General features: G+C 65.2%; 24 protein-coding genes and 1 other RNA gene. 1 reads left to right on the top strand and 24 read right to left on the bottom strand.

The window, feature by feature from the left end; all coding sequences use genetic code 11:
- Window positions 1-98: 98 nt before the first annotated feature.
- From ftsA to FCS99_RS08040, 24 genes are all read right to left on the bottom strand, one after another.
- Complete coding sequence (ftsA, locus tag FCS99_RS07925) at window positions 99-1,430, bottom strand: cell division protein FtsA (protein ID WP_138511540.1); 1,332 nt, start codon at window positions 1,428-1,430, stop codon at window positions 99-101.
- Complete coding sequence (locus FCS99_RS07930) at window positions 1,427-2,206, bottom strand: cell division protein FtsQ/DivIB (RefSeq protein ID WP_171036286.1); 780 nt, start codon at window positions 2,204-2,206, stop codon at window positions 1,427-1,429. The genes ftsA and FCS99_RS07930 overlap by 4 nt, the downstream gene beginning before the upstream one ends.
- A gap of 119 nt (window positions 2,207-2,325) precedes the next feature.
- Window positions 2,326-3,240: a D-alanine--D-alanine ligase gene (locus tag FCS99_RS07935; RefSeq protein WP_138511542.1), complete on the bottom strand. Its 915-nt coding sequence runs from the start codon at window positions 3,238-3,240 to the stop codon at window positions 2,326-2,328.
- A gap of 4 nt (window positions 3,241-3,244) precedes the next feature.
- Window positions 3,245-3,565: a low molecular weight protein tyrosine phosphatase family protein gene (locus FCS99_RS07940; RefSeq protein ID WP_171036308.1), complete on the bottom strand. Its 321-nt coding sequence runs from the start codon at window positions 3,563-3,565 to the stop codon at window positions 3,245-3,247.
- Window positions 3,566-3,594: 29 nt separating this feature from the next.
- Complete coding sequence (locus FCS99_RS07945; RefSeq protein ID WP_138511544.1) at window positions 3,595-4,188, bottom strand: hypothetical protein; 594 nt, start codon at window positions 4,186-4,188, stop codon at window positions 3,595-3,597.
- A gap of 4 nt (window positions 4,189-4,192) precedes the next feature.
- On the bottom strand, window positions 4,193-5,116 hold the full coding sequence (gene murB, locus FCS99_RS07950) for a UDP-N-acetylmuramate dehydrogenase (protein ID WP_138511545.1): 924 nt from the start codon (window positions 5,114-5,116) through the stop codon (window positions 4,193-4,195).
- Window positions 5,113-5,595 (bottom strand): hypothetical protein, encoded by a 483-nt coding sequence (locus FCS99_RS07955; RefSeq protein ID WP_138511546.1) that lies wholly within the window; start codon window positions 5,593-5,595, stop codon window positions 5,113-5,115. The genes murB and FCS99_RS07955 overlap by 4 nt, the downstream gene beginning before the upstream one ends.
- A gap of 11 nt (window positions 5,596-5,606) precedes the next feature.
- Window positions 5,607-7,013 (bottom strand): UDP-N-acetylmuramate--L-alanine ligase, encoded by a 1,407-nt coding sequence (murC, locus tag FCS99_RS07960; RefSeq protein WP_138511547.1) that lies wholly within the window; start codon window positions 7,011-7,013, stop codon window positions 5,607-5,609.
- Window positions 7,010-8,116, bottom strand: coding sequence for an undecaprenyldiphospho-muramoylpentapeptide beta-N-acetylglucosaminyltransferase (gene murG, locus FCS99_RS07965; protein ID WP_138511548.1), 1,107 nt, complete (start codon window positions 8,114-8,116; stop codon window positions 7,010-7,012). The genes murC and murG overlap by 4 nt, the downstream gene beginning before the upstream one ends.
- The gene (ftsW, locus tag FCS99_RS07970; protein ID WP_138511549.1) at window positions 8,113-9,240 is read right to left on the bottom strand and encodes a putative lipid II flippase FtsW; all 1,128 of its coding nucleotides are present in this window, start codon (window positions 9,238-9,240) and stop codon (window positions 8,113-8,115) included. Before ftsW ends, murG begins: the two co-directional genes overlap by 4 nt.
- Window positions 9,237-10,661 carry a UDP-N-acetylmuramoyl-L-alanine--D-glutamate ligase gene (gene murD / locus FCS99_RS07975; RefSeq protein WP_138511550.1) on the bottom strand — a complete coding sequence of 475 codons (1,425 nt, stop codon included), beginning with the start codon at window positions 10,659-10,661 and terminating at the stop codon, window positions 9,237-9,239. The genes ftsW and murD overlap by 4 nt, the downstream gene beginning before the upstream one ends.
- A 9-nt stretch (window positions 10,662-10,670) precedes the next feature.
- The gene (gene mraY / locus FCS99_RS07980; protein ID WP_138511551.1) at window positions 10,671-11,774 is read right to left on the bottom strand and encodes a phospho-N-acetylmuramoyl-pentapeptide-transferase; all 1,104 of its coding nucleotides are present in this window, start codon (window positions 11,772-11,774) and stop codon (window positions 10,671-10,673) included.
- A gap of 7 nt (window positions 11,775-11,781) precedes the next feature.
- Window positions 11,782-13,194 (bottom strand): UDP-N-acetylmuramoyl-tripeptide--D-alanyl-D-alanine ligase, encoded by a 1,413-nt coding sequence (locus tag FCS99_RS07985; RefSeq protein WP_138511552.1) that lies wholly within the window; start codon window positions 13,192-13,194, stop codon window positions 11,782-11,784.
- The gene (locus FCS99_RS07990) at window positions 13,187-14,641 is read right to left on the bottom strand and encodes a UDP-N-acetylmuramoyl-L-alanyl-D-glutamate--2,6-diaminopimelate ligase (protein WP_138511553.1); all 1,455 of its coding nucleotides are present in this window, start codon (window positions 14,639-14,641) and stop codon (window positions 13,187-13,189) included. Before FCS99_RS07990 ends, FCS99_RS07985 begins: the two co-directional genes overlap by 8 nt.
- Window positions 14,638-16,395 (bottom strand): peptidoglycan D,D-transpeptidase FtsI family protein, encoded by a 1,758-nt coding sequence (locus FCS99_RS07995; protein WP_138511554.1) that lies wholly within the window; start codon window positions 16,393-16,395, stop codon window positions 14,638-14,640. The genes FCS99_RS07990 and FCS99_RS07995 overlap by 4 nt, the downstream gene beginning before the upstream one ends.
- A complete protein-coding gene (gene ftsL, locus FCS99_RS08000; protein ID WP_138511555.1) occupies window positions 16,395-16,787 on the bottom strand; it encodes a cell division protein FtsL in 393 nt (130 codons plus the stop codon). The genes FCS99_RS07995 and ftsL overlap by 1 nt, the downstream gene beginning before the upstream one ends.
- Window positions 16,784-17,788, bottom strand: coding sequence for a 16S rRNA (cytosine(1402)-N(4))-methyltransferase RsmH (gene rsmH / locus FCS99_RS08005; RefSeq protein ID WP_138511556.1), 1,005 nt, complete (start codon window positions 17,786-17,788; stop codon window positions 16,784-16,786). Before rsmH ends, ftsL begins: the two co-directional genes overlap by 4 nt.
- Window positions 17,785-18,246, bottom strand: coding sequence for a division/cell wall cluster transcriptional repressor MraZ (locus tag FCS99_RS08010; protein WP_138511557.1), 462 nt, complete (start codon window positions 18,244-18,246; stop codon window positions 17,785-17,787). The genes rsmH and FCS99_RS08010 overlap by 4 nt, the downstream gene beginning before the upstream one ends.
- Window positions 18,247-18,569: 323 nt before the next feature.
- Window positions 18,570-18,950, bottom strand: an RNA gene (gene rnpB, locus FCS99_RS08015) — RNase P RNA component class A.
- Between the two features lie 56 nt (window positions 18,951-19,006).
- The gene (locus FCS99_RS08020; protein ID WP_138511558.1) at window positions 19,007-19,672 is read right to left on the bottom strand and encodes an N-acetylmuramoyl-L-alanine amidase; all 666 of its coding nucleotides are present in this window, start codon (window positions 19,670-19,672) and stop codon (window positions 19,007-19,009) included.
- Window positions 19,669-20,583 carry a DMT family transporter gene (locus FCS99_RS08025; protein WP_138511559.1) on the bottom strand — a complete coding sequence of 305 codons (915 nt, stop codon included), beginning with the start codon at window positions 20,581-20,583 and terminating at the stop codon, window positions 19,669-19,671. Before FCS99_RS08025 ends, FCS99_RS08020 begins: the two co-directional genes overlap by 4 nt.
- Window positions 20,584-20,621: 38 nt before the next feature.
- Complete coding sequence (locus FCS99_RS08030) at window positions 20,622-21,866, bottom strand: glucuronyl esterase domain-containing protein (protein WP_138511560.1); 1,245 nt, start codon at window positions 21,864-21,866, stop codon at window positions 20,622-20,624.
- 93 nt (window positions 21,867-21,959) lie between these two features.
- Window positions 21,960-22,274, bottom strand: coding sequence for a hypothetical protein (locus tag FCS99_RS08035; protein ID WP_138511561.1), 315 nt, complete (start codon window positions 22,272-22,274; stop codon window positions 21,960-21,962).
- A gap of 218 nt (window positions 22,275-22,492) precedes the next feature.
- Complete coding sequence (locus FCS99_RS08040; protein ID WP_138511562.1) at window positions 22,493-23,194, bottom strand: molecular chaperone DjiA; 702 nt, start codon at window positions 23,192-23,194, stop codon at window positions 22,493-22,495.
- Window positions 23,195-23,341: 147 nt separating this feature from the next.
- Here FCS99_RS08040 and FCS99_RS08045 point away from each other — a divergent pair, with 147 nt between their 5' ends.
- The gene (locus FCS99_RS08045; RefSeq protein WP_407658278.1) at window positions 23,342-26,920 is read left to right on the top strand and encodes a hydantoinase B/oxoprolinase family protein; all 3,579 of its coding nucleotides are present in this window, start codon (window positions 23,342-23,344) and stop codon (window positions 26,918-26,920) included.
- Window positions 26,921-26,998: the final 78 nt, after the last annotated feature.

The following is a 26,998-nucleotide window of genomic DNA, read 5'->3' on the forward strand; positions in this document are numbered from 1 at the left end:
TGCAGTGTCGCTCCGAGACGCTTAATCAGGCGTTAAACTCATCAGATATTCGGCAAGGATAGGTTTACCGCTTGCAGTGCAATGGGTTGCGTAACGCTTCAGAAGCTTTCCGCGAACCAGCGCCACATTGAACCGGCGCCCTGCTGGCGTTCCTCGCGGGCCCGGCGGCCCTGTGCCACAAAGCCACCCAGGCGCGGCGGACCGGCGATCGCCTCGGCGGCGCCCCGGGTTTCCCGACGCACAATCCCGGCGGCCGCCGAGAAGGCCGGGCCGGACACGGCGTCGCCCAGACCGGACACACCGCTGGGTCCGGCGATACGAACTTGTTTGCCGAACACGCGTCCGGCGAGCTCCGCCGTTCCGGGCAGTTGCGCCCCGCCCCCGGTCAGCACGAGACGGCGGCCGGAGGATTTCTCCACCCCGGCAGCATCGAGCCGGTCGCGGATCAGTTCGAAGGTTTCTTCCAGACGCGGCCGGATGATCGAGTTCAGCAGGGAGCGCGGCGCACTGTCATAGGCCGCGCCGTTTTCGCCCGTGACCGACGGCACTTCGATCATTTGCTGATCGTCTTCCGGACTGTCGAGCACGGAGCCGTAGAGGATTTTCAGGCGTTCGGCCGAGGACAAGGGCGTCGACAGGCCGCGTGCCACATCCGAGGTGACATGCGAGCCGCCGACCGGCACGGCGTCGATATGCAGGAGCGCGCCTTCCGCGAAGACGGCCGCCGTGGTGGCACCGGCCCCCATGTCGATGATCGTGGCGCCCAGCTGGACCTCATCATCATGCAGGGCGGACAGGCCGGAGGCATAAGGCGTCGCGACCACGCCGCGCAGGTCATAGTGACAGCGCTCGACGCAGGTCAGCAGATTGCGCAGCGGGCCGATGGCGGCCGTGATGACATGCACTTCCACGCCCAGCGTGCGGCCGAACATGCCGCGCGGATCGCGGATGCCGCGATGGTCATCCACCGACCAGGCCAGCGGGATGGCGTGCAGGACGACACGGTCCTCGGCGTCGAATTCGGACAGGGCGCCATTGAGCAGGCGGCTGAGTTCACGCTCGGTGACCTCGCGCTGCGGCAGGTCGATCTCGGCGGCAATGCGCGTCGAGGTGGGCTGTCCGGCAGACAGGGTGACCGTCACGGAGTTGACGGCCAGCCCGGCCATGCGCTCGGCCTGTTCCACGGCGGTGCGGATCGCGTCTGCCGCCCCGTCCATGTCGACGACGGCGCCGGCGCGAACCCCGCGCGAGGACTGGTGACCCACACCAACAACCCGCGGGCGCGGCCCGGCAATGGTCTGGTCGGTCTTGGCAATGAAGCAGGCAATCTTGGAGGAACCCACATCCAGGGCGGCACAGACACCCCCGGACGCCTTGCCGCCGGTCACCCCGGTGGACTGACGCGGGCGCAGAAAATCAAACACACTCACGCTTCACGCTCCTGCAGACCAACTGCCGCCGCCCGGTCCGGGCGAATTCTCAAAATCAGCTCGCCCTCGCTGCCGCGAAGGTCGAAACTCTCGGCCGCCAGGCGCAGAACACCGCGCTCGGCCTGGAGACGGGCGAGGACGGCGATCGAGGCGACCACTTCACCCTCGGGCAATTTCACATCGGCACCACTGTCCAGACGCAGATTCCAGCGACGCTCACCGACACGGACAGCGCCGACCACACGATCGCGCACCAGCGGGTAATGGCCGAGGGCCTCGACGATCTCGGTGACATGTTCATTGGCACCGGCGGCCACAACCAGCGGCAGCTCCGGCGGATCCATCGGATCGGCCTGGGCCAGAACCACGCCTTCGCGATCGATCACATTGAGGGCGCCATCCACCTGCCAGAGCGCATAAGCTTCGCGGGTTTCCACGACGATGGCGACACGATTGGGCAGGAGACGGGCAACGCGGGCCGCGCGCACGCCGGGCAGGGCTTCCACACGGTCGCGGATGCGGGCCGGGTCGACCGCAAAGATGGGATCACCGACATGCAGCTCGGTGGCAGCAACAATGGCGTGGGCATCCGCTCCGTAGGCGCCAGTGACATCGACCGCCTGGACCGCAAAACCGGCGCGGGCCAGCTGGTTGCCGGCACCCTCCCCGATTTCGGACACAACATCATCGAGCTGGCCGAACAGGGCCAGTCCGCCGACCGCGAGGGTCAGCAGGCCAGCCACGGCCAGTCCGCCCAGCCGGGCGGCATTCGCCATTCGATATCTCACACCCCGGATCTGGGCCTCGGCCCAGTTACGCAAACGCCGCGGTGCGGACACCGCGGCGGATCGGGATTGGGACTTGCGCCGGACCGCTTTACGCGACCCGCCACGCCTCACCTTCGACACGACGCATTCTCCGCCATCCATTGAACGAGATCGGCAAACCCGATCCCGCAATACTGCGCCTGTTCCGGCGCCAGTGATGTCGGAGTCATGCCCGGTTGGGTGTTAATTTCGAGTAACCATAGCGGCGTCGCATTTGCCGGATCGTAACGGAAATCCGAGCGCGTGAGACCCCGGCATCCCAAGGCCTTATGGGCTTTCACGGCCAGATCCATGGCCTGCTCGGCAATGTCAGCCGGAATATCCGCGGGTAAAATATGATCCGATCCGCCCGCGGAATACTTCGCCTCGTAATCATAGAATTTGGTGTTGGGAACGATCTCGGTGACGCAGAGCGGCTTGTCTTCCATCACCGCCACGGTGAGCTCCCGCCCCGGGATGTAGCGCTCGATCAGCACCTCATCGCCCAGCGCCCAGGCCGTCGATCCCAGCTCGGCCGGCGGACGATTGGCGCCTTCCAGCACGATATGCACACCCACTGACGAGCCCTGGTCATTGGGCTTGGCCACATAGGGCGGATCCATCGCATGGGCCTTGGCCGCCTCGAACCGGTTGGCGATCAGGCCGTCCGGACAGGGAATGCCGGCCTCGCGCAGCACGGATTTCGCCATCTGCTTGTTCATGGCCAGGGCCGAGGCCAGCACGCCGGAATGCGTGTAGGGCTTGCCGAAATGCTCCAGCACGCCCTGGACCAGACCATCCTCGCCCCACTCGCCATGAAGCGCGTTGAAGACAATGTCCGGATCAGCCTCGACGAGCTGTTCATAGAGATTGGCCGCCGCATCGATCTCGACCACGTCATAGCCGGCATCCCGCAACCCCTTGGCGCAAGCCGCACCCGAGACGAGGGAGACATCACGCTCGGGGGACAGGCCTCCCAGAAGAACGGCAATACGCTTTGTCATGGCTTCACCTCAAGAATGGCCCGGCGTTGGCTTCCAGCAAGCGGATCAGGTCCGGGTCCATGCATTCATACTCGTCTGGAATGCCCAAGCAGATTATCCGCTTTCCGTTCAGGGCGTCCCGGTACTTTTTCCGCAGCTTGTTCTTGTGGGTCTGCTCCATCACGAAGATGACCGTCGCCCACTCGATCTGGTCGCGCGACAGTTCGACCACGGCATCCTGGTTCAGACCCGCCGAGTCGGTTTCGACGCCCGACCAGCTCGAGAACACGTGTTCCGCTGTCGGGCTCCGCAACTTGTTCGCCGAACAGATGAAGAGCGCCCGTATCAAATTCCGTCAGCCCGGTTCGTCATGGCTCAGTTCAACGCAGCCGTATCAGCCGGCGGCGGCGTGTAGGCGACGTCCCGGATCACGACGGTCGACGCCCCGCTCTGCTGGCCGACCTTGATCAGTTCCAGCAGAGCCAGAGAGGGTGCGCTGCCCAGATCCAGGCGCAGCTGGCCCGGCTCGACCCAGGCGCAGATGTGGATGTGCTCGCCCGGCTTGTCCTTGGGCGACCGGACCGGAGACCCGTTCACGAAGCCGAACCATTTGTTGAACCAGGCGATGGTCAGGTCCTTGTCCCAGATGGCGTCGGGGATTTCGACGATCACATTGTCCCAGCGGAAGGGCTGGAGCTGGACCTGGACGCCGTCCACCTCGCCTTCCATCGGCGGGAAGCCGACGATCTTGCCGGTGGAGAATTCCTCGCGCGCCGCATTGTCGCCGCTGGTCAGCACGAAATCGACGCGGCAGAGCTTGCGCGCAAAATTCGTCTCGGCCTGGATTTCGAACAGATGCTCGCCAGCGCCCAGCGGGTTGGCGGCGACCTGCTCCTTCAGCCAGCGCGCATAAGCCTCCACATGCGGGGTGCGGACGCGGTCGATCAGGGCCAGAAAATCCCGGGACATGGCTCTACTCCTCTGCCGGCTCGCCAATGCGCCGCACTTCCCAGCGCAGATCGATGCCGTGTTGCTCGCGGACCCTGGCCCGCACTGTCTCGCCTACCTGTTCCAGATCAGCGGCACTCGCGGAACCGTCATTGATCAGGAAATTGCAGTGTTGTTCGGAAAAATGCGCGCCACCGACCGTGAAACCGCGGCCGCCGACACTGTCGATCAGCACCCAGGACTTGCGCTGGTCGGGCGTGCCGGGCGGATCGGGATTGGCGAAGGTGGAACCGGACGTCTTCTCGCGGATCGGCTGCGTGGTCTCGCGCCGGGCCGTGATGGCCTCCATGCGCTCGGTGATGGCAGCCGGTTCGTCCGGCGTGCCCTGGAAGACGGCTTCGGTGAAGATCCAGTCTTCGGGCGCGGAACAATGGCGATAGGAAAAGGCCAGCTCCTCCGGCGACACGACGATACGGCGGCCGGACCGGTCCAGCGCGACGGCCTCGACAAGAATATCAGCGGTTTCCTGGTCATAGCAGCCCGCATTCATGCGCAGCGCACCGCCGATGGTGCCAGGCACGCCGACCAGGTATTCCATCCCGGCCAGGCCCGCCTTGGCGGCCGCCTTCGCGACCATCTTGTCCAGCGCCCCGGCCCCGGCTCGCAGCCGGTTGCCGTCGAGCGCCTCGGTCTTCGCAAAGCCCGGCCCCAGCCGGATCACGACCCCACGCACCCCGCCATCGCGGACCAGCGTGTTGGAGCCGGCGCCGAGCACATGTACCGGAACTTCATCCGGTGTCTCGGCCAGGAAGCGAGCCAGGTCGGCTTCATCAGCGGGGATAAAGAGCACGTCCGCCGGTCCACCCACGCGCAGCCAGGTGATGTCCTTGAGCGGAGCGGCCTCAATGTATTTGCCTCGCACAGATGGGAGTTGGGTGATGAAGCTCATGGATTGGACATTCCCTCAGCTTGATCCACCGCGCTGTGTCGCCCCGGGTTGCGCAACCAGAAGACCAGTGCCCATGCCAGACCCGCCGGCACAAAATTCAACGACACCATCAATACACTGCCTGGTGTGAGTTCAAGCGGATGCCCGGGCCGGACAGTCACGATCACGATCGTGATGATGGCGCTCACCACGGCAAAGCCGACGGCGCCTACACTCAACGCGCCGCTGAGGCGCCGAACCGCCCGGGCAACCGGAGCGAAGCGGTTGGGGAAACCCCACGCCAAGACGCCAATAGTCAGAAGCATTGGCAAACCCAGCGCGAAAACCAACAGCCCGTTCAGCATGCCTTCCAGAGAAAACGGGCGCGCAGCACTCAGGGTTTGGTAAGGGGCCGGGGCGCCCAGCAACGCGTCAATACAGGCATTCAGAGCGTTGGCGGCACAGGCCGCCAAGAACCAGGTCGTCAGGCCGTGGACCACGCGCGAGCCTGTCACCCCAACGCCTCCAGCTCACCCGGCAGGGCATAGGCCCATTGGGTGATGTCACCGGCACCGAGACAGACCACGACATCGCCGGCTTCGGCGCGCTTGGCGACTTCCGGCGCGACGGAAGCACGGGAAATGGCGACAGCATCACGGTGACCGTGGGAAATGAGACTGTCGACGAGATGATCCCGGTCGGCGCCTTCAATCGGGTCCTCACCGGCCGTATAGACCGGCGCGACCAGCACACTGTCGGCATCGTTGAAACAGGTCGAGAAATCCTCGAACAGATCGTGCAGGCGCGAATATCGGTGCGGCTGCATGACGGCAATCACCTTGCCGGTCGAGGCCTGGCGCGCGGCCTTCAGCACGGCCGCGATCTCGACCGGGTGGTGGCCGTAATCATCAATGATGGTTGCGCCCTTCCAGGAGCCGGTCTGAGTGAAACGGCGCTTCACCCCACCGAACCCGGACAGCGCCGCCTTCGCGGCGTCCTCGGTCAGACCCAGTTCGCGGGCCGTGGCCAGCGCGGCGACAGCGTTAAGAACATTGTGCTCGCCCATCATCGGCAGGACGATATCGCTCCAAGTAACGACCTCCTGACCGCGCAGGCGGAAAGTGATGTCAAAGGTCGATGCGGCGGGCTCCATGCGCACATTGGACAGGCGCACATCGGCTTGCGGATTGGCACCATAGGTGATGACCCGGCGATCCTCGATCCGACTGGCCAGGGCCTGCACTTCCGGGTGGTCCGTGCACAGGACCGCAAAGCCGTAGAAGGGCAGGTTCTCGACGAATTGCACGAAGGCTTTCCGCAGTGTGTCGAAATCGCCGTAATGCTCCATGTGCTCCGGGTCGATATTGGTGACGATCGCCACGGTGGAGCGCAGTTTCAGGAAAGAGCCGTCGCTCTCATCCGCTTCCACGGCCATCCAGTCACCCAGACCGACTTTCGCGTTCGAGCCATAGGCGGAAATGATGCCGCCATTGATCACGGTCGGGTCGACACCGGCGGCATCCATCAGCACGGCCACCAGCGAGGTCGTGGTGGTCTTGCCGTGTGTGCCGCCCACGGCGACCGCGAATTTCAGGCGCATCAGCTCGGCCAACATTTCCGCCCGGCGCACGACCGGGATCTTGGCGGCGCGGGCTGCCACGAGTTCCGGATTGTCCGGCTTGATGGCGGAGGAGACGACGATGGCCCCGGCACCCGTCACATTCTCACCGGCATGGCCGATATGGATGGTCGCGCCGAGACCTTCCAGGCGTTCCACATTCGGATTGGCACGGATGTCCGAACCCTGGACCTGGTAGCCCAGATTGAGCATGACTTCGGCAATACCGCTCATGCCGATCCCGCCAATACCGACGAAATGGACAGGGCCGACCGGGAATGGCAGGGCGGAAAACTTCATAACAGGGCTCCGGTGACCAGGCCGTCGACGGATTTGGCCAGCGTTTCCGCGGCATCCGGACGTCCCAGCGAGCGCGCCGCGGCGGCGCGTTCAGCCAGGTCCTGGGGATTGGACAAACGGGTTTCGAGAAGGTCGGCAATATTGTCGGGCGTGAACTCGGACTCCGGAACACGATCCGCGGCGAGCGCATTCACCAGCCCGTCCACATTGGCGGTCTGGTGATCATCAGCGGCAATGCCCAGCGGGCAGAAAATGGCGGGTCGACCGACACCGGCCACTTCGGACACGGTGGACGCCCCGGCCCGGCCGATCACCAGGTGCGAGGCCGCATAGAGCGACCCTACATCCTCGAAGAAGGGCTCACACGTCGCTTGGACGTCGGCCAGCCGGTAAATATCACGCGCCATTGACAGGGATTCCTCCCGGGTCTGTTGGACGACATCAAGGCGGGATCGCAGCGATTTCGGGAGTTTTGCCACCGCTTGCGGCACGGTTTCGGACAAAATTCGAGCCCCGAGCGACCCGCCCAGAACCAAAAGATTGATCCGTCCGTCCGCGCCCAGTGCGGGATAGCCCGCCTTGCGGGCCTTCAGGATCGGAGCCCGCAGCGGATTGCCGGTCAGGATGTGATGCTTGCGGGCCTTGGCCGGCAAACGATCCAGGCGTTCAAAGCCCGACGCGATGAAACCGGCCTTGGCCGAAAACACCCGATTCACGCGTCCCAGGACAGCGTTCTGCTCATGGATGGCGAAGGGAATCCCCTGCGCCTGGGCCACAGCCAGAGCCGGAAAGGCGGGGTAGCCGCCGAAGCCGGCGATGACATCCGGCTTCCAGCCCTTCACGATCGAACGGGCCTGGGCGAAGCCCTGGGTCAGTTCCAAAGCCGCCTTGGCGAGCTTGATCGGGTTCTTGGTGGACGGGCTGGCGGCATGGATCTCGTCGATAGCCACGGCCGGGAAACCCTCCGTGTGCTTGAGCCCCCTAGCATCGGTCACCAGACGCACCTGCCAGCCGCGCGCGATCAGGGCCTCGGCCGCGGCGCGCGCAGGAAACATGTGTCCGCCCGTCCCGCCGGCGGCAATCAGACAACGACGCGGCGTCATGAAGTATGCCGCAGGGCGTAGGCGCCGGGGCGGCGGCGCGTGAAAGCCAGCAAGAGGCCGGCGCCGAAGGCGAGCGCAAGCATGGAGGACCCTCCGTAGGACACGAAGGGCAAAGTCATGCCCTTGGGCGGGATGAGGTTCAAGTTCACACCGATGTTGACGAGTGCCTGAAGCGCAAATTGCAGCGCCAGACCGGTGACGGCGAGTTGGGCGAAACTGTCCTGCAGACGCATCGCCTGGGTCCAGGCCCGGGCCACAAGCAGGGCAAACAGGCCGATGATCGCCAGCGAGGCCATCAGCCCGAATTCCTCGGCCGCCACCGCAAAGATGAAGTCGGTATGAGCGTCGGGCAAGAAGTTCTTCACCTCCCCCTCACCCGGCCCCGCCCCGGCAATCCCGCCGTGGGAGATGGCCTCCATGGCGCGGTCGATCTGGTAGGTGTCGCCACTCTCCGGGTCGATGAATCGCTGCACGCGGGACGCGACGTGCGGAAAGGTGAAATAGGCCAGGGTCGAACCGGCCGCCGCGAGGCTGGACAGCACGGCCACCCAGATCCAGGACAGTCCGGAGGCAAAGAAGACACCGCCGAAACACAGGGTCAGCAGGACAGACTGGCCGAAATCCGGCTGGATCATCAGCAGGCCAATCGACAGGATGTAGAGGCCAAAGGCGATCACCCGGCCGGGGATCGGCGCACCGCGCTGCTCTTCCGCGAACAGCCAGGCCGCTGTCACGATCAAGGCCGGTTTGAGGAATTCGGACGGTTGCAGTCCGAAGGAGCCGATCCGGATCCAGCGCGTCGCGCCTTTCACCTCATAGCCGATCAGGGGCAGGACCATCATCAGGGCCAGTGCGCCCAGCAGGGCCAGCACGGCCAAGCGTCGGGCCCCTTTCGGATTGAGGGCGGAGATGCCCAGCATGCCGATCACGCCCAACAGGGCAAACGCGCTCTGGCGGTAGAGGAAGTAGAAGGGGTCTTCAATGCCCAGCCGGTCGGTCATCGCCGGGCTGGCAGCCATCGCCAGCACCAGGCCGATCACGATCAGGGCGAGAATGATGACCAGGAGCGTGCGGTCCACACCCCGCCACCAAGTGGCCAGTCCCCGGGACAGATCCTGGATCACAGGGCTGCCTCCGGCGCCACCGGTTCGGTGGGAAGCGCCTGGACCAGATCGCGGAACGCATCGCCGCGCGCCTCGTAGGAACTGTATTGGTCAAAGGAGGCACAGGCAGGCGACAGGAGAACCACTTCGCCCTCTCGCCCCTCGGCCCAGGCGTCCCGGGCCGCTGCCTTCAGGGCCGTTTCCAGATCCCCGCACCGCTCATAGGGCAGGACACCGTCCAGTTCAGCGGCAAACCGGTCCTCGGCCTCACCGATGAGATAGGCCTTGGCGATACGGTCCTTGGCCCCCAGGGCCGGCTGCAGGCCGCCCGCCTTGGGCACACCGCCGATGATCCAGCGAATGCTGTCATAGCAGGTCAGCGCCTGCACGGCCGCTTCGGCATTGGTCGCCTTGCTGTCATTGATGAAGCGCACGCCCCGGATCGTGCCGACCAATTCCTGGCGGTGCGGCAGGCCGGGGAAGGTGTAGATTGCTTCGGCTGCAGCCTTGGCCGCAACACCCAGCAACCTTACCGCGGCCAAGGCCGCCGCAACATTCTGGGCATTGTGACGTCCGGGCAGTGCGCTGGCCCGCGCCAGGTCGACGGCGGGATGGGAGGCGGAGTCGAGGGCATCATAAACCCGGTCGCCCAGGGCATAGACCCCGCGGGCGAACACACGCCCGGCCGAGATCGGCACAACCCGGTCCTCGCGCCGCGTTTTGCGCAGACGGGAATAGAAGGCATTGGTCTCGTCATCATCAATGCCGATGACCGCATCACTGTTCGGCCCCTGCATTTCGAACAGGCGCTGCTTGGCGTGGAAATAGCCGGTGAAATCGCCATGCCGGTCGATATGGTCCGGCGAGATGTTGAGCAGGACCGCCACATCGCAATCAAGCGTCTGCGTCAAATCGATCTGATAGGAGGAGAGCTCAATCACATAGATCGTGCCCGGTCGCGGTGTATCCTGGGCCAGGATGGCCTCACCTATATTGCCGCCGACCACGACCTTGCGTCCGGTCTCGCGCAGGATATGGCCGATCAGCGCGGTCGTCGTGGATTTGCCATTGGTCCCGGTAATGCCGATGACCTTGGGCCGCCGCTTTTCCGGCATTTGATTGATCGCGGCCGCAAAGAGTTCGATATCCCCGATCACCGGCGCCCCGACCGCCTGGGCCAGCTCGACCACGCGATGCGGCTTGGGATGGGTGAGCGGAATGCCCGGCGACAGGATCAGGGCGGCGATATCGCCCCAGTCACGACGGTTGAGATCATCCAGGGTCAGGCCTTCGGCCGCGGCGCGCACGCGAGCGGCCTCGGTATCGTCCCAGCACGACACCTTGGCGCCTCCGGCCTCCAGGGCCTTCGCCGTGGCTATGCCTGTGCGCCCCAATCCGAACACAGCCACACGGCGGCCTTCATATTGATGGATCGGGATCATATGAGGCGTTTATCTCAGCTTCAGCGTGGCAAGTCCAATCAGGGCGAGGATGACGGCAATGATCCAGAAGCGGATCACGATCGTCGGCTCGGCCCAGCCCTGCTTTTCGAAATGGTGGTGGATCGGCGCCATCTTGAAGACGCGCTTTCCGGTGAGTTTGAAACTGGCGACCTGGACCATGACGGACACCATTTCCAGCACGAAGAGACCGCCGACAATGGCCAGCACGATCTCGTGCTTCACGGCCACGGCGATGGTGCCCAGCGCGCCGCCGAGGGACAGGGAACCGGTATCGCCCATGAAGATCATGGCCGGCGGTGCATTCCACCAGAGAAAGCCCAGCCCGGCGCCCAGCAAGGCGCCACAGAAGACCAGGAGTTCACCCGTCCCCGCCGTGTAATGGACCTGGAGATACTCGGCGAAGTCGACCCGGCCCACGACATAGGCGATGGCGCCGAAGGTCGCTGCGGCGATCATCACCGGCACGATGGCCAGGCCGTCCAGACCGTCCGTCATGTTCACCGCATTGCCGGCGCCGACCACGACGATACAGCCGAAGACGAAGAAGAGCGGTCCCAGATTGAGGACGAAGTCCTTGAAGAAGGGGAAGGCGATGGAGGTTTCCATGCCCGGCTCGCTGCCCAGGCTGCGCGCCGTGTAGGAGGCCCAGAAGACGGCAATCAGGGCGATGATGAATTCACCGGCCAGTTTGAACTTGCCACCGAAACCCGCCGTCGATTGCTTGGTGACCTTCATGTAGTCGTCGACGAAACCGATCAGGCCGAACCCTGCCGTCACGAAGATCACGATCCAGACATAGGCATTGGACAGGTCCGCCCAGAGCAGCGTGCCGACCATCACCCCGATCAGGATCAGGAAACCGCCCATGGTCGGCGTCCCGGCCTTCTCGACCACGTGGCGCTCAATGCCTTCCGTGCGGATCGGCTGTCCCTTGCCCTGCTTCTTGCGCAGCCAGGCGATCATCGGCTTGCCGAAGGCGAAGGCGATGACCATGGCCGTGAACAGGGCCATGCCGGTGCGGAAAGTGATGTAGCGGAAGAGATTGGCCAGCTGCAGGTCTTCAGCAAGCGGGGCGAGGAGAAGATAAAGCATGTGCCGGTCAGGCCTCCGTCAGTCCGAACGCGGAACCATCAGCCAGACGTGCGGCAATCCTGTGGAGGCCGGAGGCATTGGATCCTTTGAGCAGAACCACATCGCCCGGCCGGACCGCCGATATGATCATCTCCAGCGCTTCGCCCGCATCCCGCGCATAGCCTGCGCGCCGGTTGGAGGGCAAGGCGTCGTGCAAGTGGTGCATGCGTTCTCCGCAGGCAAACACAGCATCGACCGCAGCCGCATCCAGCGGCTCGGCCAGGTCGGCATGGAGCCGGGCCTCGTCAGGGCCCAGCTCGAACATGTCGCCCAGAACCGCAATCCGGCGCCCCTGCCCGGCCGGCTGGGCCGCGCCCAAGGCAGAGATGGCGGCGGCCATGGAGACCGGGTTGGCATTGTAGGCATCGTCCAGAAGCGTGAAGCTGCCGCCGCCCGGCAGCGTGATCTCCAGCGCCCGTCCTCGGCCGGCTTCGGCATCGACACTGGCCAGCGCATCGGCCACGGCGTGCGCGTCGAGTCCTGATGCGGCCGCAGCGGCGAAAATCGCCGCGACATTCCAGGCCCAGTGGTCGCCGGAGGCGCGGATGTGGAACCGGGTGCGGATGCCCAGCACATTCACCAGGCCGGTGGAGCCGGTCAGGCCGGTCTCGAAATCCTCGATCCGGATCGCCGCATCCTTGGAACGGCCGAAATCCAGCATGAAGGCCGCGCAGGAGCGTTTGGCATGGCGCGCCAGGCGCTCGGCATGATCATCATCAGCCGGGTAAATCGCGACGCCGTCATTCTCCAGCCCTTCAAAAATCTCCGACTTGGCATCCGCGATGGCTTCCATCGTGCCGAGATGTTCCAGATGGGCCGGCGCGATACGCGTGATCAGGGCGACATGCGGACGGACCAGGCTGGAAAGGTCCCGGATCTCGCCGGCATGGTTCATGCCCATTTCAAACACGGCCCGCTCGGTCGAGCGCGGCATGCGCGCCAAGGTGAGCGGTACACCCCAGTGATTATTGTAGGATTTCACGCTCCAGTGGGCGGGACCGGCGGCGCGGAACACGGCGGCCAGAGCCTCTTTCACGGAGGTCTTGCCGACACTGCCTGTCACGGCGACCCGGATGGCATCGCACCGGTCGCGTGAGGCCGTGCCCAGCGCCCGCAGCGCGTCGAGCACATCAGGCACCTGCAGAGCCGGCTCCAGCCCCAGATCGCCGCGCGAGACCAGGCAGGCGGCGGCACCCTTCTCCATGGCCATCGCCGCAAAGTCGTGCCCGTCGCGCACATCCTTGAGGGCGACGAATAGATCGCCCTTTTCCAGAGTGCGCGTATCGATGGAAATCCCGGAACAGGTCCAGCCCGTATCGCCGATCAGCATGCCGCCCGTGGCAGCGAGCGCCTGGCCGGAGGTCCAGAGCGGATCAGACATGGGCGGCCTCCCGGTCTTGCAGCGCCTTGCGCGCCTCTTCACGGTCATCAAAGGGCAGAACCCTGTCGCCGATGGTCTGGCCGGTTTCGTGCCCCTTGCCGGCAATCAGCAGGCAATCGCCCGCTTTCAGCGCGGCCACGCCGCGGCGAATGGCTTCGGCGCGGTCGGGAATTTCAATGGCGCCGGGACAGCCTTTCAGCACGGCCGCACGGATCGCCGCCGGGTCTTCCGAGCGCGGATTGTCATCGGTGACGATCACCCGGTCCGCCAGAGAGTGGGCGATGGCCCCCATCTTGGCGCGCTTGGACGGGTCGCGATCACCGCCACAGCCGAAAATGACGAGGATCTCGCCTTCCGTATGCGGCCGCGCCGAGCGCAGCAGCTTGTCCAGACCGTCCGGCGTGTGGGCGTAATCGACCAGGACCGGCGCGCCTTCTTCGGTCTCGCCGACCTTGTCGAGACGGCCCGGCACACCCCCTAGGCGTTCCAGCGTCCGGCAGACGGTTTCCATGTCCACACCCTCGGCGAGTGCAATGGCGGCCGCGCCGAGCGCGTTGAGGATCTGGAATTCACCGACCAGCGGGATGTCCAGGTGCACGTCCGTGCCCTGCCAGGTGAAAGCGACATCCTGGCTGGCCGGACGCGGGGTGATCTCGCGGATCACCATGTCTTCACCGCGCCAGCCGACCGTGAGCGTTTCCAGACCACGGGCGCGGGCCGTGTCGGCCATCTTGCGACCCCACTCGCTGTCGACATTGATCACGGCGCGGCCACCCTCGGGCAGACGCTCGGTGAACAAGAGCTCTTTGGAGGCAAAATAGTCAGCGAAATCCGGGTGATAGTCCAGATGATCCTGGGTCAGATTGGTGAAGGCACCGACGCTGAGGCGGGCGCCGTCCATGCGGTGCTGCTTGAGCCCGTGGCTGGAGGCCTCCATCGCCAGATGGGTGACGCCATCGGCCGCCAGCTGGTCCAGGGCGCGGTGCAGCGCCACGGCATCCGGCGTCGTGTAGCCCAGGCTTTCCAGGCTGTCGCCACGGGTCACGCCAAGCGTGCCGAGGCAAGCGGCATCAAAGCCGGCGGCGGCCCAGATCTGGCGCAGGAATTCCACGCTGGAGCTTTTGCCATTGGTGCCGGTGATCGCGACGATATGGTCCGGCTGGCGCGGATAAAAGCGCGCAGCCAGCTCGGCCAGCTCGGCCGCGGGTGCTTCGGACACCAGGACCGGGACCGGCAGGCCTTCGACCGGGATATCGGTGAGAATGACGGCTGCACCCTGTTCCAGCGCCTGCGGGATGAAGGCACTGCCATGCTGTTTCACGCCCGGCAGGGCCGCGAACAGGAAACCCGGCTTCACCGCCCGGCTGTCCAGCGTCAGACCGGCAATCTCGATGGCGCCGTCTTCTGCGTCGAACTCGTCATCGGGCATCAGCTCGGACAGTTTCACGGGATCATCTCCGGCATCAGGGCGGCGCGCACGAGCGCGGCACGTTCCCCGGTTTCATCTTCTGCGCGTTGCACACCGAGAATGGGGGCAATACGGGACACGATCTCGCCCACGGCCGGAGCCGCCGTCCATCCACCGGTGGCGTAGCCATAGGTCGATTCAGTGCCGTGCGGTTCGTCCAGCAACACCAGGATCGCATATTGCGGATCGTCGTAAGGGAAGACTGCGGAGAAGGAGGAAATAAGGCGCGAACTGTCATACCCGCCGCGGGTCGGCTTTTCCGCGGTTCCAGTCTTGCCCGCGACCTGGAAGCCCGGCGCATCAGCATAGCCGCCCGACCCGTCCAGCACATTCTCGCGCATCAGGTCGAGCACGGTCTGCGCCGATTCCGAGGACATCACCCGCTCGCCGACAATCGTCTCGTCGGCCGCCACCGGCAGCAGGGTGGGACGGACATAAACCCCGTCATTGGCGATTGCCGCGAAAGCCGCAATCGTGGCGATCGGGCTGACCGCAATGCCATGACCATAGGAGATCGTCGCGGTTTCGGTCGGCCCCCAATTGCGCGGCAGGAGCGGGTCGGCGCTTTCCGCAAGCTCGATGGGCGCGCGCTCCAGAAGACGCAAATCACCCAGGAAGCCCCGCTGGGCTTCCGCTCCGGCATCCAGCGCAATCAGGCTGGACCCGATATTGGAGGAATGGGTGAAGACTTCCGTCAGAGACAGGCGGCGGTTCTCGGCGTGGTAGTCATTGATCTGATAGCCGCCGATTTGCAGCGGACCGGTCGCGTCATAGCCGCTTTCCAGCGTCGCCGTGCCGTTTTCCAGGGCCATCGCGACCGTGAAGGCCTTGAAGGTGGAACCCATTTCATAGACCGACTGGGCCGCGCGGTTGAGACGCCCGCCCGGCGTGGCGTCCGAGGGGCGGTTGGGATCGAAGTCCGGCAGCGACACCATGGAGACAATCTCGCCGGTCCGCACATCCATCACGATGCCGGTCGCCGCTTCGGCCTGGAACTCGGCCACGGAGGCGGCCAGGACTTCAGCGACATGGAACTGGACCGTCATGTCGATCGACAGGGCCACGGGGCGCCCATCGCCGGCCAGCAGGGACCCGTCAAAGGCGCGCTCGGCACCGGCCAGTCCCTGAAGGTCACGGTCCGTGTATCCCACAATGTGTGAGGCGAGACGGCCGCGCGGATAGACCCGGCGCGGCTCCATGCGGAAGCCCAGACCGGGCAAGCCAAGCGAGAACACGGCCTGGCGCTGACGCGGGGTGAGATTGCGGCGCACCCAGACAAAGCGGCCGCGACCGCCCAGATCCTCGGTCAGGCTGTCCACATCAATATCCGGCAGGACGCCAGCGAGCGCCTCGGCGGTTTCGCGGGCATCCCAGACCAGGGACGGGTCGGCATAGAGGGAATGCGTTTCCAGCGTGGTCGCCAGCACCTGACCCGTCCGGTCGAACAGATCACCGCGCACGATCGCCTGCTGCGCCTGGCGCTGGGACGGCGCGGCATCGGCCGAGCCGAGCACAGCGATATCGATAGCGCGGGCTCCCAGGAGGGCGAAACCAACCGCAAGGCTGAGCCCCATCACACGCAGGCGCGAGCGGGCCGCGTCGAGCGCCTTGGTTTCATCGCTCTCGATACGGAGCAGACGCGACATGTCGGCAGGCGCCGCTTCAGCGAGCGGCGGCAGGGCCACGCTGCGAGACTTGGCCGATACCTGTTTTCGGAACGGCCACAGACGCATCAGTCAGGACCTCCCGTGCGGCGCGGTTCGGCCGAAGCCTGACCCTCCACACGCTCTTCGCGCACCAGAAGCCCGTCCTGGCGCAGGGCGGAACCCTGTGTGTTCAGATCGGCATCGGCCAGAAGGGGAAGATCGTTCAGGTCCACTTCACGCTCCGGATCCAGCGGCTCGAATCCCAGATAGCGCCGCGCCAGGTGGCGCAGGCGTTCCGGGTCTTCCAGGTGCGCGATCTCGACATTGAGCACATTGATCTGACGACGTTCCTCGGCCAGCTGGGCCTGAATATCCTCGAGGCGTTCCTGCGAGCTCTTTGCCTCGGCCTTGGCGATATAGAGCGCCACCGCCAGAGCCGCTGCGACGACGAACGCGATCGCATTGAGCGTGCGGATCATAGCGCGGCCTCCAGGCGGGCAAGCGGAACAACACTCCGATACAGCTCCGCACCATCCTCGATGGCGGGCGCCTCGGTTCTCACAGCGGCTCGCAGCTTGGCCGAACGGGCCCGCGGATTGACCGCAGCCTCTTCGGCGCTCGCTTCAACAGCCTTGCGGTGAAGCAGACGGAAGGACGCTTCCGGTCCGGCCTGTTCCACGGGCGCATGGCGCGAGCCACCCCCTCCCGCCAGCCCGGCCCGGGCTCGCAGGAAGGTCTTAACCATGCGGTCCTCCAGTGAATGGAAGGTAACCACGACAAGCCGCCCCAGCGGCGAGAGCAGCCGCTCGGCGGCCTCCAGCGCGCGGGCCAATTCACCCAGCTCGTCATTGACGAAAATGCGCAACGCCTGGAAGACGCGCGTGGCCGGGTGGATTTTTGAATGTTTTCCGCCAGTTGCGCGGGTGACGATGTCAGCCAGACGATCCGTCGTCTCGATTTTGGCCTCGGCGCGCGCCTTCACGATGAAGCTCGCGACCCGGCGGGAACGGCGCTCCTCACCATAGACATAAAATATATCTGCTAGCTCCTGCTCGCTGAGCAGGTTCACCGCATCGGCCGCCGTCGCACCGGTCGCCGCCATGCGCATGTCCAGCGGACCGGCCTTCTGGAAGGAGAATCCACGTTCGGCCTGGTCGATCTGCATGGAGGACACGCCGATATCTAGAACGATGCCGTCCACGGTGCGTCCGCCACTGGAGAGGATCACCTCCTCCATTGCGGAGAAGGGCGCCTCGACGAAGACGAAACGGCCACCGGAGGCCTGGGTCAGGCTGTCAGCCGCCGGGCGCACGCTCGGGTCCCGGTCAATCCCGATCAGGCGGCAATCGGCCGCCGACAGGATGGCCCGCGAATAGCCGCCCGCCCCGAAAGTGCCATCAATGTAGAGAGCCCCGTCACGGGGCTCGAGCGCATGCAGGACCTCATCCAGCATCACCGGAATGTGCGGCTGGGGGCTCATGCTCCACCTCCCGGGCGCGGGGGAAGCTTCAGGGATTTCTTGTTGTCGCGGGCAAAGCTGCGGGCGCTGGCCTTGCGCTCGGCCAGGCGATCCGGGTTCCAGATCTCGAAGCGAGAGCCGAGACCGACGAAGGCCGCCTTGCCGTCCAGGCCGGCGAGCTCAATCAAATCCTTGGGCAGGGTGACCCGGCCGGTTCCGTCAAAAGCCAGGCCGCGCGTGTCCCCGAAAATGGTCTGCTCGAACGCGGCCCGCGCATCATCATACGGGTCCATTTCCTCGAGCAGAGCCAGATAGCGGTCCAGCAGCGCCTGACCGCCGCCCTCCAGATAACCGCCCTCGAAAGAAGGCCAGACGTAGATTTTCTCTTCGGGATCATTCTTCACGACCGCACGGAATCCCGCCGGGACGGAAACCCGTCCCTTGGCGTCAATTCCATTGATGGTCGTCGAAAGAAACAACTGCCCGTCCCCAGAAAAATCCACGCAGCCCACCCTGCATGGTTAACGATGGGATAACATGGGATTTCATGGGAAACAATGACGAAAGGTTCGTTTTTCATGGATTAACGCGGGTCATGAAGTATTCACGCAACACGAAAAACGGAACGAGAAGAGAACATTAAGTTAATATCCACAGGCCCAGACCGTGCACTTCATGGGATCGGGTGGGATTTGACGGTTTCCGTGGATTTTTTTCCGTTTCGGCAAAACCGGTCGCTTCGCGAGACCGCGCGACGGCCGCTCGCGGCGCCAGATGCCGATTAATGCGAAAATGGAAAGAAAGGATCAGGTGGCCTGTAAGCCGGGTTCTGTTCCCCGGCGAACCGGGGCGACGACCATTCATCTGCGGCCGGCCTTGCGGACGGCCTGGTGCGACCTACCCGGATGACATGCGGAGACGCATGTGGGCGAACCCGTTCATCCCTATTCGGTCTTGCTCCAGGTGGGGCTTGCCGTGCCCCCTTCCTTGCGGTCGGGGCGGTGCGCTCTTACCGCACCCTTTCACCCTTACCGGAGCCGAAGCCCCGGCGGTCTGCTCTCTGCTGCGCTTTCCCTGGGGTCACCCCCGCCGGGAGTTACCCGGCACCTTGTCTCCGTGGAGCCCGGACTTTCCTCGATGGCGCCGTTTCCAGCCTTGCCACCGCGGCCGTCCGGCCACCTGATCGAGAGAGCCAATGCCTGCATGTCCCGGCGCGGTCAAGCGCCCTACGCGCCACGATCAGCCGAGACCGGCCACGCGCTCGATCAGGGCGCGCGTCTCGGCGTCGAGCGCCCCGTCAACCCGGGAGGGCCGCCAACGGCGCTGGAAGGCCTCCACCACGGGCTTGAGACCCGGCTCCAGCGAATACCCGATCTGTTTGAGCAGGGCTGCGGGTTCGCCCTCGGCCTTTTCGTCCGGCAGTGAGGCGGCACAGCCTTCACGGGCCAGACGGTCCCAGGGGAATTTCTCGCCCGGATCGATCTTGCGGCCCGGCGCCAGGTCGGAATGCCCGATGACGGCTTCCGGCGGCAAGTCATAACGCGCCAGGATATCGCGCACGAGCGCGATGACGGTCTCGATTTGCGCGTCGGGATAGTCGGGGAAACCGAATTCATGGCCCGGATTGACGATCTCGATCCCGATGGAAGCGGAATTGAGATCCCCCTCCCCGCGCCAATAACCGCGACCGGCATGCCAGGCCCGATGGTGTTCATCAACCAGCTGGAAGAGGCGCCCGTCTTCCTCCACGAGATAGTGGGAAGAGACACTGGCGTCCTTGTCGCGCAAACGGTCCAGTGCCGCCTCGCCTGTCTTCATGCCGGTATAGTGCAGGACGACATGACGGATCGGACCGCGCCGCTTGTTGAAGTTCGGCGAGGGGGCGGAAATCGGCTTCAGGCTCACAGCGTCTTCTCACGCGCCAGCGCGGCTGTCGGCAGTTTGCGGTTCGGACGCAGGGCAATGATACCGACCCCGATCAGGGTCAGCGCACCGCCGGCGATCAGGCGCCAGCCGAACGGATCGCCCGTGACGGTCAGGCCGGCAATCACGCCGATGAAGGGTGCCATCAGGGTCAGTGGCGCAATCAAGGTCGCGTCATAGCGCTGCAGCAGATTGTAGAAGACGCCATGCCCGAAGACATTCACCAGCAGGACCGTGAAGGCGACCGCCAGGAAGATCAGCCAGCCGCCATCGACCAGGGCCTGCATCTGCCCGGTCTCGAAGGTCAGGCTCAGGGCCAGAAGGGGCGGTGCCGAGATCAGGCCGATCCAGGCCTGCATGCGGATTGAGTCCAGCGGCATCTGCTTGACCAGGATCATGCCGACGGCCGCAGCAAAGGCCGCCCCGATCCCGATCAAAAGGCCGATGGACAGGTCCAGCTCAGCCGGATTGGCGATCACCAGGGCCACGCCGATGAAGGAAACGATGATGCCCATCACACGGGGCAGGCCGACCTTCTCCTTGAGGAAGATGACCGAGAGAATGGTGGCAAAGGGCACACCGGTCTGCACCGCAATCGCCATGCCGGACGGCGTCGCCCAGCGCAGCCCCATGAACATCAGCACGTATTGCGCCGCCCCCATGGTGAGGCCGATCGCAATCATCGTGCCCAGCTTGGCCGGGATGGGCCGGATCCAGGGGGCGAGCACCGCATAGAGCAGGGCAAAGCGCATGAAGGCGAAGAAGATTGGCGGCACGCCTTCGAAACCGGGCACCCAACCCGGGGCACCGGTCACGGAGAATTTCGCCACGATGAAATTGATGCCCCACACGACGCAGACGGCCATCAGGGCGAGGAAATCCCGTAAACGCATAAAACCGTCATGGACCGCTGCGCCCGGACGGGCAAGCGCTAATCCGCGATTGCGGCGGACGGGTCCGGGGAGAAATGCGCATCGAGGAAGGCGAGGAAGTTCTGCCAATCGACCGCATTCACCCCATGCAGCCCGCGGCGCATGAAGACGGCCAGGTCCGCGTCCGGCTGAAACGCCCCCAGCGCCTCCTGCTCCAGGCCTTGCGAGCCATAGAGCCGGTAGATCGGCGTGGCACCCTGGGCGGCGCGGAAACTGCCGCCCGGGTCGGACCATTGATCCCGCCAGGCGCCGCCAATCAGCAGCGGGCGCGGCGCCATCAGGGCGATCAGCTGGTGCTGGTCGACCGGGATGTCCGCTTCCCGGCCCGCATAGGCGGCATAGTCCGGGCTGAACCAGTAGGGATAGCTGTCGGTGATCTGGGCCACGCTCTCGCCGTCATCGGACCGGGTCAGCGTGGTGCCGCCGGTTCCGGCCTGGTGGGCGATGACCAGATCGATACGATCATCGAAAGCGGCCGCGACCAGGGCTGACTTGCCATTGCGGGAATGACCCCAGACCGCCATCCGGTCGCGGTCGAACCGCGGATCAGCTTCCAGTACATCCACAACCCGAGAATAGGCCCAGGCCCAGGCAATCACACCCCCGCTTTGCGCGTCAGGCGACAGCTCCGCCAGCGCTGTCTGGGCCGGTCCGTTGGCGTCGGGCACGATGTCACCGGGATAGTGGAAAACCAGCGCATAGCCGTGGTCGAGAATGTCCTCGACCGGCGGGGTCATGATGTGGCGGCCAAAAATCTGGCGCACGGTGAAACTGGCAAATCCGCCCTCTTCGCAGCTCTGGGCGTGGGGTGTGGTCGGGCCTTCAATCCCCTCGCGCCAGCCCAGGGCCGGAACATTGCCGCAGAAGGTCTGCAGGATGATGGAGGGCACCGGTCCGGCGACATGATTGGGGAGGATGACGGCCAGATGAGTGTCGAGCCCGCCCATTTCCAGCGTGTACTGCTCGATCCGGCCCGCCCCGTCATAGGCGTCCGTCGCGATCACTTCATGCTCGACGAGACGGACATCGTCCCGTTCCGGCCAGGCACCGTAGACCTCATCCTGGAATTGCTGCAGCAGCGCCGCCCGGCCGGCCTCCCAGTCGACACGGCTGGTCCCGTCGAGCGCCGGCAGGGCGGCCGCCTGCGGTGTGCGGGCGGAGACTTTGGGCAGGGCCATCGAAACACAGCCGACCAGCATGAGCGGCATGACGATCAGGACAAAAAGCGGAATGAAGCGGCGCACACATGTCTCCCGGGCCGAGACCGGCAGTGGAAATGAAGACGGCCCAGACTAGCCGGGCCGTTTCAGGTGAAAAGTCACAATTGCGGGAAGGAACTAGCGGCCGAGGCCTTCGACCGTCCAACCATCAGGGCCGCGTGTAGCCACCAGGATATCGTCTTCGCCATCGGACTTGCCGCCGCGCGGACCACCGCGCAGCTTGCGCCAGAGCCAGTAGGCACAGCCGGCCAGAAGCCCGATCCCGGCGAGGACCAGGAAGGCCGCGGTGAGCATGGCGGCCAGGAAGACGACAAGGGCCAGGAAAGCGACGGCGATCAGGGCCGCCAGCAGGTCGCGGACAATCCGTCCGGCCCGGCTTCCGGTGAAGCGGGTCGAGAAGAACGAAGTCCGGCTATGACGCGTCTCGGTCATGATGTCTCTCCGTTTTGCCCCCTTGGCATGCCACACCATGTTGGCATGACTGAGGCAAAGGTCAATTCACAGCAGGTGCGACACAGGGGCCCTCGCGGGCCTGAAGCGGCTAAGCGTCTCTGATCGCGCCTGTTTCCGGATACGGAATTAAGAATTCATCGGCCCGGTTTGGAGGGGGAATGGCAGGCGCCGCGTTCCCCCCTGCCCGCGCATCCGCGCTAGCTGGCAATGCGCGCAGCGAGCCCGCGCTCCTGCAGGATCGCCCCGTAAGCCGTGTTGATAGCAGCCATTTTTTCATCAGCCAGACGCTGGATTTCCAGGGGCGCCCCGCGGGCAATGAGGCGATCCGGGTGATTCTGGGAGGCAATCCGGCGATAGGCGGTGCGCAAATCCGTGTCGGAAATGTCCGCCTGGATGCCCAGAATGACGTAGGGATCGTCCGCTTCGGGCTCGACATGAGCGGCGCAAATGCGGCGGAACTCGGTCTCGCTGAACCCGAAAATGTCCGCCACCTCTTCCAGATAGCGCATCTCGTCCGGCGTCACCGCACCATCGGCCTTGGCGACATGGAAGAGCCCGTCCAACACATCTTCCAGAATGGCCGGATAGCAGCGGAAACGCCGCGCCAGCCGGCGAGCATAACCGTCAAAGCCCAACGTGGTCTGGGTGGCCAGCTGGAAGGCCCGGTCGAGCGGCTCCCGCCCTTCGGGTGGCGGTTTGAAGACTTCGTAGAAAGCGCGGATTTCCGAGCGGGAGACGATGCCGTCGGCCTTGGCCATCTTGGCGCCAAGCCCGATCAGCGCCATGGCGAAATCGGCATCCTCGACATCGTGCTGGGCTGCGCGTTCATCGCACCCGTCACATTCGAGGAAGCAGTCGCGGCCCTTAAGCCGATCTGCCAACCGTCGCCAGAAACTCATTTCTCCGCCCTCCGGGGCGTCATTTAGGCATCGCGCCCGTCCGGCGCGAGAGGCAAAGCAGCAAAAACTGCGATCTTTGCCAGCTTAAGCCTGTTGAACCATGTCACGCCATGGCTACCTTCCTTGCCAATCGCAGCCATGGGCAGAATGACAATGAGCGAGCACGTGCAGGGCGAATGGGAATTCTGGATCGACCGGGGCGGCACGTTCACGGACGTCATCGGCCGCACACCCGATGGCCGTCTGCAGGCGCTCAAACTCCTCTCGGAAAGCCCCGACTATCCCGACGCGGCCAGTGAAGGCGTGCGCCGCCTGTCACAGGGCGCGCCGGTGCGGGCGGTGAAGATGGGCACCACCGTGGCCACCAATGCCCTGCTGGAACGCAAGGGCACGAAGACGCTCTTCCTGGTCACCAAGGGCTTCGGCGACCTGCTTGTCATCGGGGACCAGACCCGACCGGACATTTTCGCGCTCGACCTGAAACGGCCCGATCCGCTTTATGACCGTGTGGTCGAGATCGAGGAACGTCTCGATGCCGACGGTATGATCGTCGAAGGCCTCAATATCGAGGCGGCCCGCCAGATCCTCGACCAGGCCCGGGCCGACGGGTTCGACACGCTCGCCATTGCCCTGATGCATGCCTATGCCAATGACGTTCACGAAGTCCGGCTGGAAGAATTGGCCAAGGAGGCGGGCTTCTCCACCATTATCCGCTCCTCGATCGCCTCGCCCCTGGTGAAGATCGGCCCGCGCGCTTCCACCAGCGTGCTGGACGCCTATCTCACCCCGGTCCTGCGTGACTATGTCGGCCGCGTTGATCGCGGGCTCGACGGCACGCCGCTCTTTTTCATGCAGTCTTCCGGCGGCCTGGCACCGGCCAACAGTTTCCACGCCCGCGATGCGGTCCTGTCCGGACCGGCCGGCGGCGTGGTCGGCATGGCCAAGACGGCCAAGCGGGCCGGGCATGACCGCGTCATCGGATTCGACATGGGCGGCACCTCGACCGATGTGTCGCGCTTTGACGGCGACGCCTATGACCGGGTGCAGGAAACTCTCGTCGCCGGCCACCGGCTGCGCGCGCCGATGATGGCCGTGCATACGGTTGCAGCGGGTGGCGGCTCCATTCTGACCTTTGACGGCGAACGCGCCCGGGTCGGCCCGGACAGTGCCGGCGCCATGCCCGGTCCGGCCGGTTATGGCCGCGGCGGTCCCGCCGCCGTGACGGACGCCAATATCGTGCTCGGCCGGATCCAGCCGGACTGGTTCCCCCACGTCTTTGGCGAAAGCTCCGACCAACCGCTGGACGTTGAGGCCTCACGCCGCGCCCTGGGTGAACTGGCCGGGCAAATGGGCCTGTCAGGACCGGAAGAGGCCGCCGAAGGCTTCCTCGCCGTCGCTGTGGAGAGCATGGCCCAGGCGATCAAGCAGATTTCCATCGGCCAGGGTGTGAACCCGTCGCGCTATGCGCTGGCGGCCTTTGGCGGTGCCGGCGCGCAACATGCCTGCCGTGTCGCCGATGCCCTCGGAATGAGCACGGTCCTGATCCACCCCTATGGCGGTCTGTTGTCCGCGCTCGGGATCGGTCTCGCCGAAATCCGCGAAACCCGGCTGGGCGCGGTCGAGGAGACGTTGGACGCGGCGGAAAGCCGGGCCCGATCCCTGACGCAGGAACTGGGTGCGGAAGCGCAAGCCGGCCTCACCGCCCAGGGCTTGCCGCAGGACACGATCCGGGTGCACGGGGAGTGGCGCCTCAAGGTCGCCGGGTCGGATACGTCGATTCCGGTCGCCGAGGCGGATCGCGCGACCATGGAAAAGGACTTCGCCGAGGCGCATCAGCGGCTGTTCGGCTTCATCCCGGCCGGCGAACTCGTGATCGAATCCGTCAGCGTGGAAGCCGAGGCCGAGCCGCCGGGTTCCAGCGACTGGACCATCGAAATGCCGGATGCCGGCCAGCCCGCCCCTGACCCGGCCGGACAGGTCAGCCTGTTCGACCAGGGCGACTGGCAGGACATCCCGGTCTACCGGCTGGACGGGTTTGGACCGGAAGCCCGCATCGCCGGCCCGGCCCTGATCATGGACCCCAATACCACCATCGTCGTGGACGCCGGCTGGGAGGCTGTGCGCCTGCCGGACGGAACGATGAGCCTGGAGCGCACGGGCGCGCGCCGCGATGACAGCCAGGACACCGAACTCGACCCGGTCCGGCTGGAGCTCTTCAACAAGCGCTTCATGAGCGTGGCCGAACAGATGGGCGTCGCCCTGGAGCGGACGGCCCATTCGGTGAACATCAAGGAACGGCTCGACTTCTCCTGCGCGGTCTTTGACGCGCAGGGCGGGCTGGTCGCCAATGCCCCCCACATGCCGGTCCATCTGGGCTCCATGTCGGCCTCCGTTCGCGCCGCCGCCGACGCGCATCCGGATCTGGGCCCGGGCGACGCCGTCGCCGTCAACGCGCCCTATGATGGTGGCACGCACCTGCCGGACATCACCTTGGTCACCCCCGTTCATGATCCCGATACGGGCGAGCGGCTCTTCTATGTCGCGGCCCGCGGACACCATGCCGATGTCGGCGGCATCGCACCGGGCTCCATGCCGCCCTTCTCGCGCACGATCGACGAGGAAGGCGTGCAGTTCCGCAATGTGAAAGTGATGAGCGGCGGCACGTTCGATGAAGAGACCGTGCGCGAGGTGCTGGCCTCCTCCGCCCACCCGGCCCGCAAGCCGGACCAGAATATTGCCGACATGAAGGCCCAGCTGGCCGCCTGCGCCCGCGGGGCCCAGGAGCTGCACCGCCTGGTCAGCGATAACGGGCTGGATGTGGTGAAAGCCTATATGGGCCACGTCCAGGACAATGCCGAGCGCGCCGTCCGCCGCGTCATCGAGGCGCTGAATGATGGCCATCACACGGTCCGCCTGGATGACGGAGCTCAGATCAGTGTGGCGATCTCCGTCAATCGCGAGGACCGGTCGGCCGTGATCGACTTCACAGGCACCTCGCCCCAGCGCGACAGCAATTTCAACGCCCCCGCCTCGGTGGCGCGTGCCGCCGTGCTCTACGTCTTCCGCTGCCTGGTGGGCGATGCCATCCCGCTCAATGAAGGCTGCCTGAAACCGATCAAGCTGATCATTCCGGAGGGCTGCCTGCTCAATCCGCGCCCGCCCGCCGCCGTCGTGGCCGGCAATGTGGAGACCAGCCAGCTGGTCGTGGATGCCCTGTTCGGTGCCACCGGACGCCTGGCCGCCTGCCAGGGCACGATGAACAATCTCACCTTCGGCAATGACCGCCACCAGTATTACGAGACGATCTGTGGCGGCGCCGGTGCCGGCATTGATGCAGACGGGGACGGTTTCTCCGGTGAGAGCGCCATCCACACCCACATGACCAATTCGCGCATGACCGATCCGGAAGTCCTGGAGCGTCGCTATCCGGTGCGGGTCCTGCACCACCGTATCCGGGCCGGCTCCGGCGGCACGGGGCGCTGGCGCGGCGGTGACGGGTCGGTGCGACGGCTGCAATTCCTGGAACCGATGGAGGTCGCCCTCTTGTCATCGCGCCGGAATGAGAACCCGTTCGGCCTGAATGGCGGCGGCGATGCCCTGCCCGGCCAGCAACGCGTCTGGCGCAGTGACCAAGTCGAGGAATTGCCCGGCCTGTTCCGCATCGATGTCGAGGCCGGTGACAGTGTGGAAATCGAGACGCCCGGCGGTGGCGGGTTCGGCGGCTGAGCCCGGCCGGTTTCCCTGGTGCCACATTAATCATCGGACAGGTTTGATCCACGCCGGGCTGTGACCCGTAACCCCTTA

The organism is Maricaulis alexandrii, assembly GCF_005871165.1.
GTDB classification, from domain to species: Bacteria; Pseudomonadota; Alphaproteobacteria; order Caulobacterales; family Maricaulaceae; genus Maricaulis; species Maricaulis alexandrii.

Excerpts from the sequence above, each read along its gene's own strand:
- FCS99_RS07930 (WP_171036286.1), bottom strand. The coding sequence starts at position 2,206 with ATGGCGAATGCCGCCCGGCTGGGCGGACTGGCCGTGGCTGGCCTGCTG.
- FCS99_RS07935 (WP_138511542.1), bottom strand. The coding sequence starts at position 3,240 with ATGACAAAGCGTATTGCCGTTCTTCTGGGAGGCCTGTCCCCCGAGCGT.
- FCS99_RS07945 (WP_138511544.1), bottom strand. The coding sequence starts at position 4,188 with ATGTCCCGGGATTTTCTGGCCCTGATCGACCGCGTCCGCACCCCGCAT.
- murB (WP_138511545.1), bottom strand. The coding sequence starts at position 5,116 with ATGAGCTTCATCACCCAACTCCCATCTGTGCGAGGCAAATACATTGAG.
- murC (WP_138511547.1), bottom strand. The coding sequence starts at position 7,013 with ATGAAGTTTTCCGCCCTGCCATTCCCGGTCGGCCCTGTCCATTTCGTC.
- murG (WP_138511548.1), bottom strand. The coding sequence starts at position 8,116 with ATGACGCCGCGTCGTTGTCTGATTGCCGCCGGCGGGACGGGCGGACAC.
- murD (WP_138511550.1), bottom strand. The coding sequence starts at position 10,661 with ATGATCCCGATCCATCAATATGAAGGCCGCCGTGTGGCTGTGTTCGGA.
- mraY (WP_138511551.1), bottom strand. The coding sequence starts at position 11,774 with ATGCTTTATCTTCTCCTCGCCCCGCTTGCTGAAGACCTGCAGCTGGCC.
- FCS99_RS07985 (WP_138511552.1), bottom strand. The coding sequence starts at position 13,194 with ATGTCTGATCCGCTCTGGACCTCCGGCCAGGCGCTCGCTGCCACGGGC.
- FCS99_RS07995 (WP_138511554.1), bottom strand. The coding sequence starts at position 16,395 with ATGCGTCTGTGGCCGTTCCGAAAACAGGTATCGGCCAAGTCTCGCAGC.
- ftsL (WP_138511555.1), bottom strand. The coding sequence starts at position 16,787 with ATGATCCGCACGCTCAATGCGATCGCGTTCGTCGTCGCAGCGGCTCTG.
- rsmH (WP_138511556.1), bottom strand. The coding sequence starts at position 17,788 with ATGAGCCCCCAGCCGCACATTCCGGTGATGCTGGATGAGGTCCTGCAT.
- FCS99_RS08025 (WP_138511559.1), bottom strand. The coding sequence starts at position 20,583 with ATGCGTTTACGGGATTTCCTCGCCCTGATGGCCGTCTGCGTCGTGTGG.
- FCS99_RS08035 (WP_138511561.1), bottom strand. The coding sequence starts at position 22,274 with ATGACCGAGACGCGTCATAGCCGGACTTCGTTCTTCTCGACCCGCTTC.
- FCS99_RS08040 (WP_138511562.1), bottom strand. The coding sequence starts at position 23,194 with ATGAGTTTCTGGCGACGGTTGGCAGATCGGCTTAAGGGCCGCGACTGC.
- FCS99_RS08045 (WP_407658278.1), top strand. The coding sequence starts at position 23,342 with ATGACAATGAGCGAGCACGTGCAGGGCGAATGGGAATTCTGGATCGAC.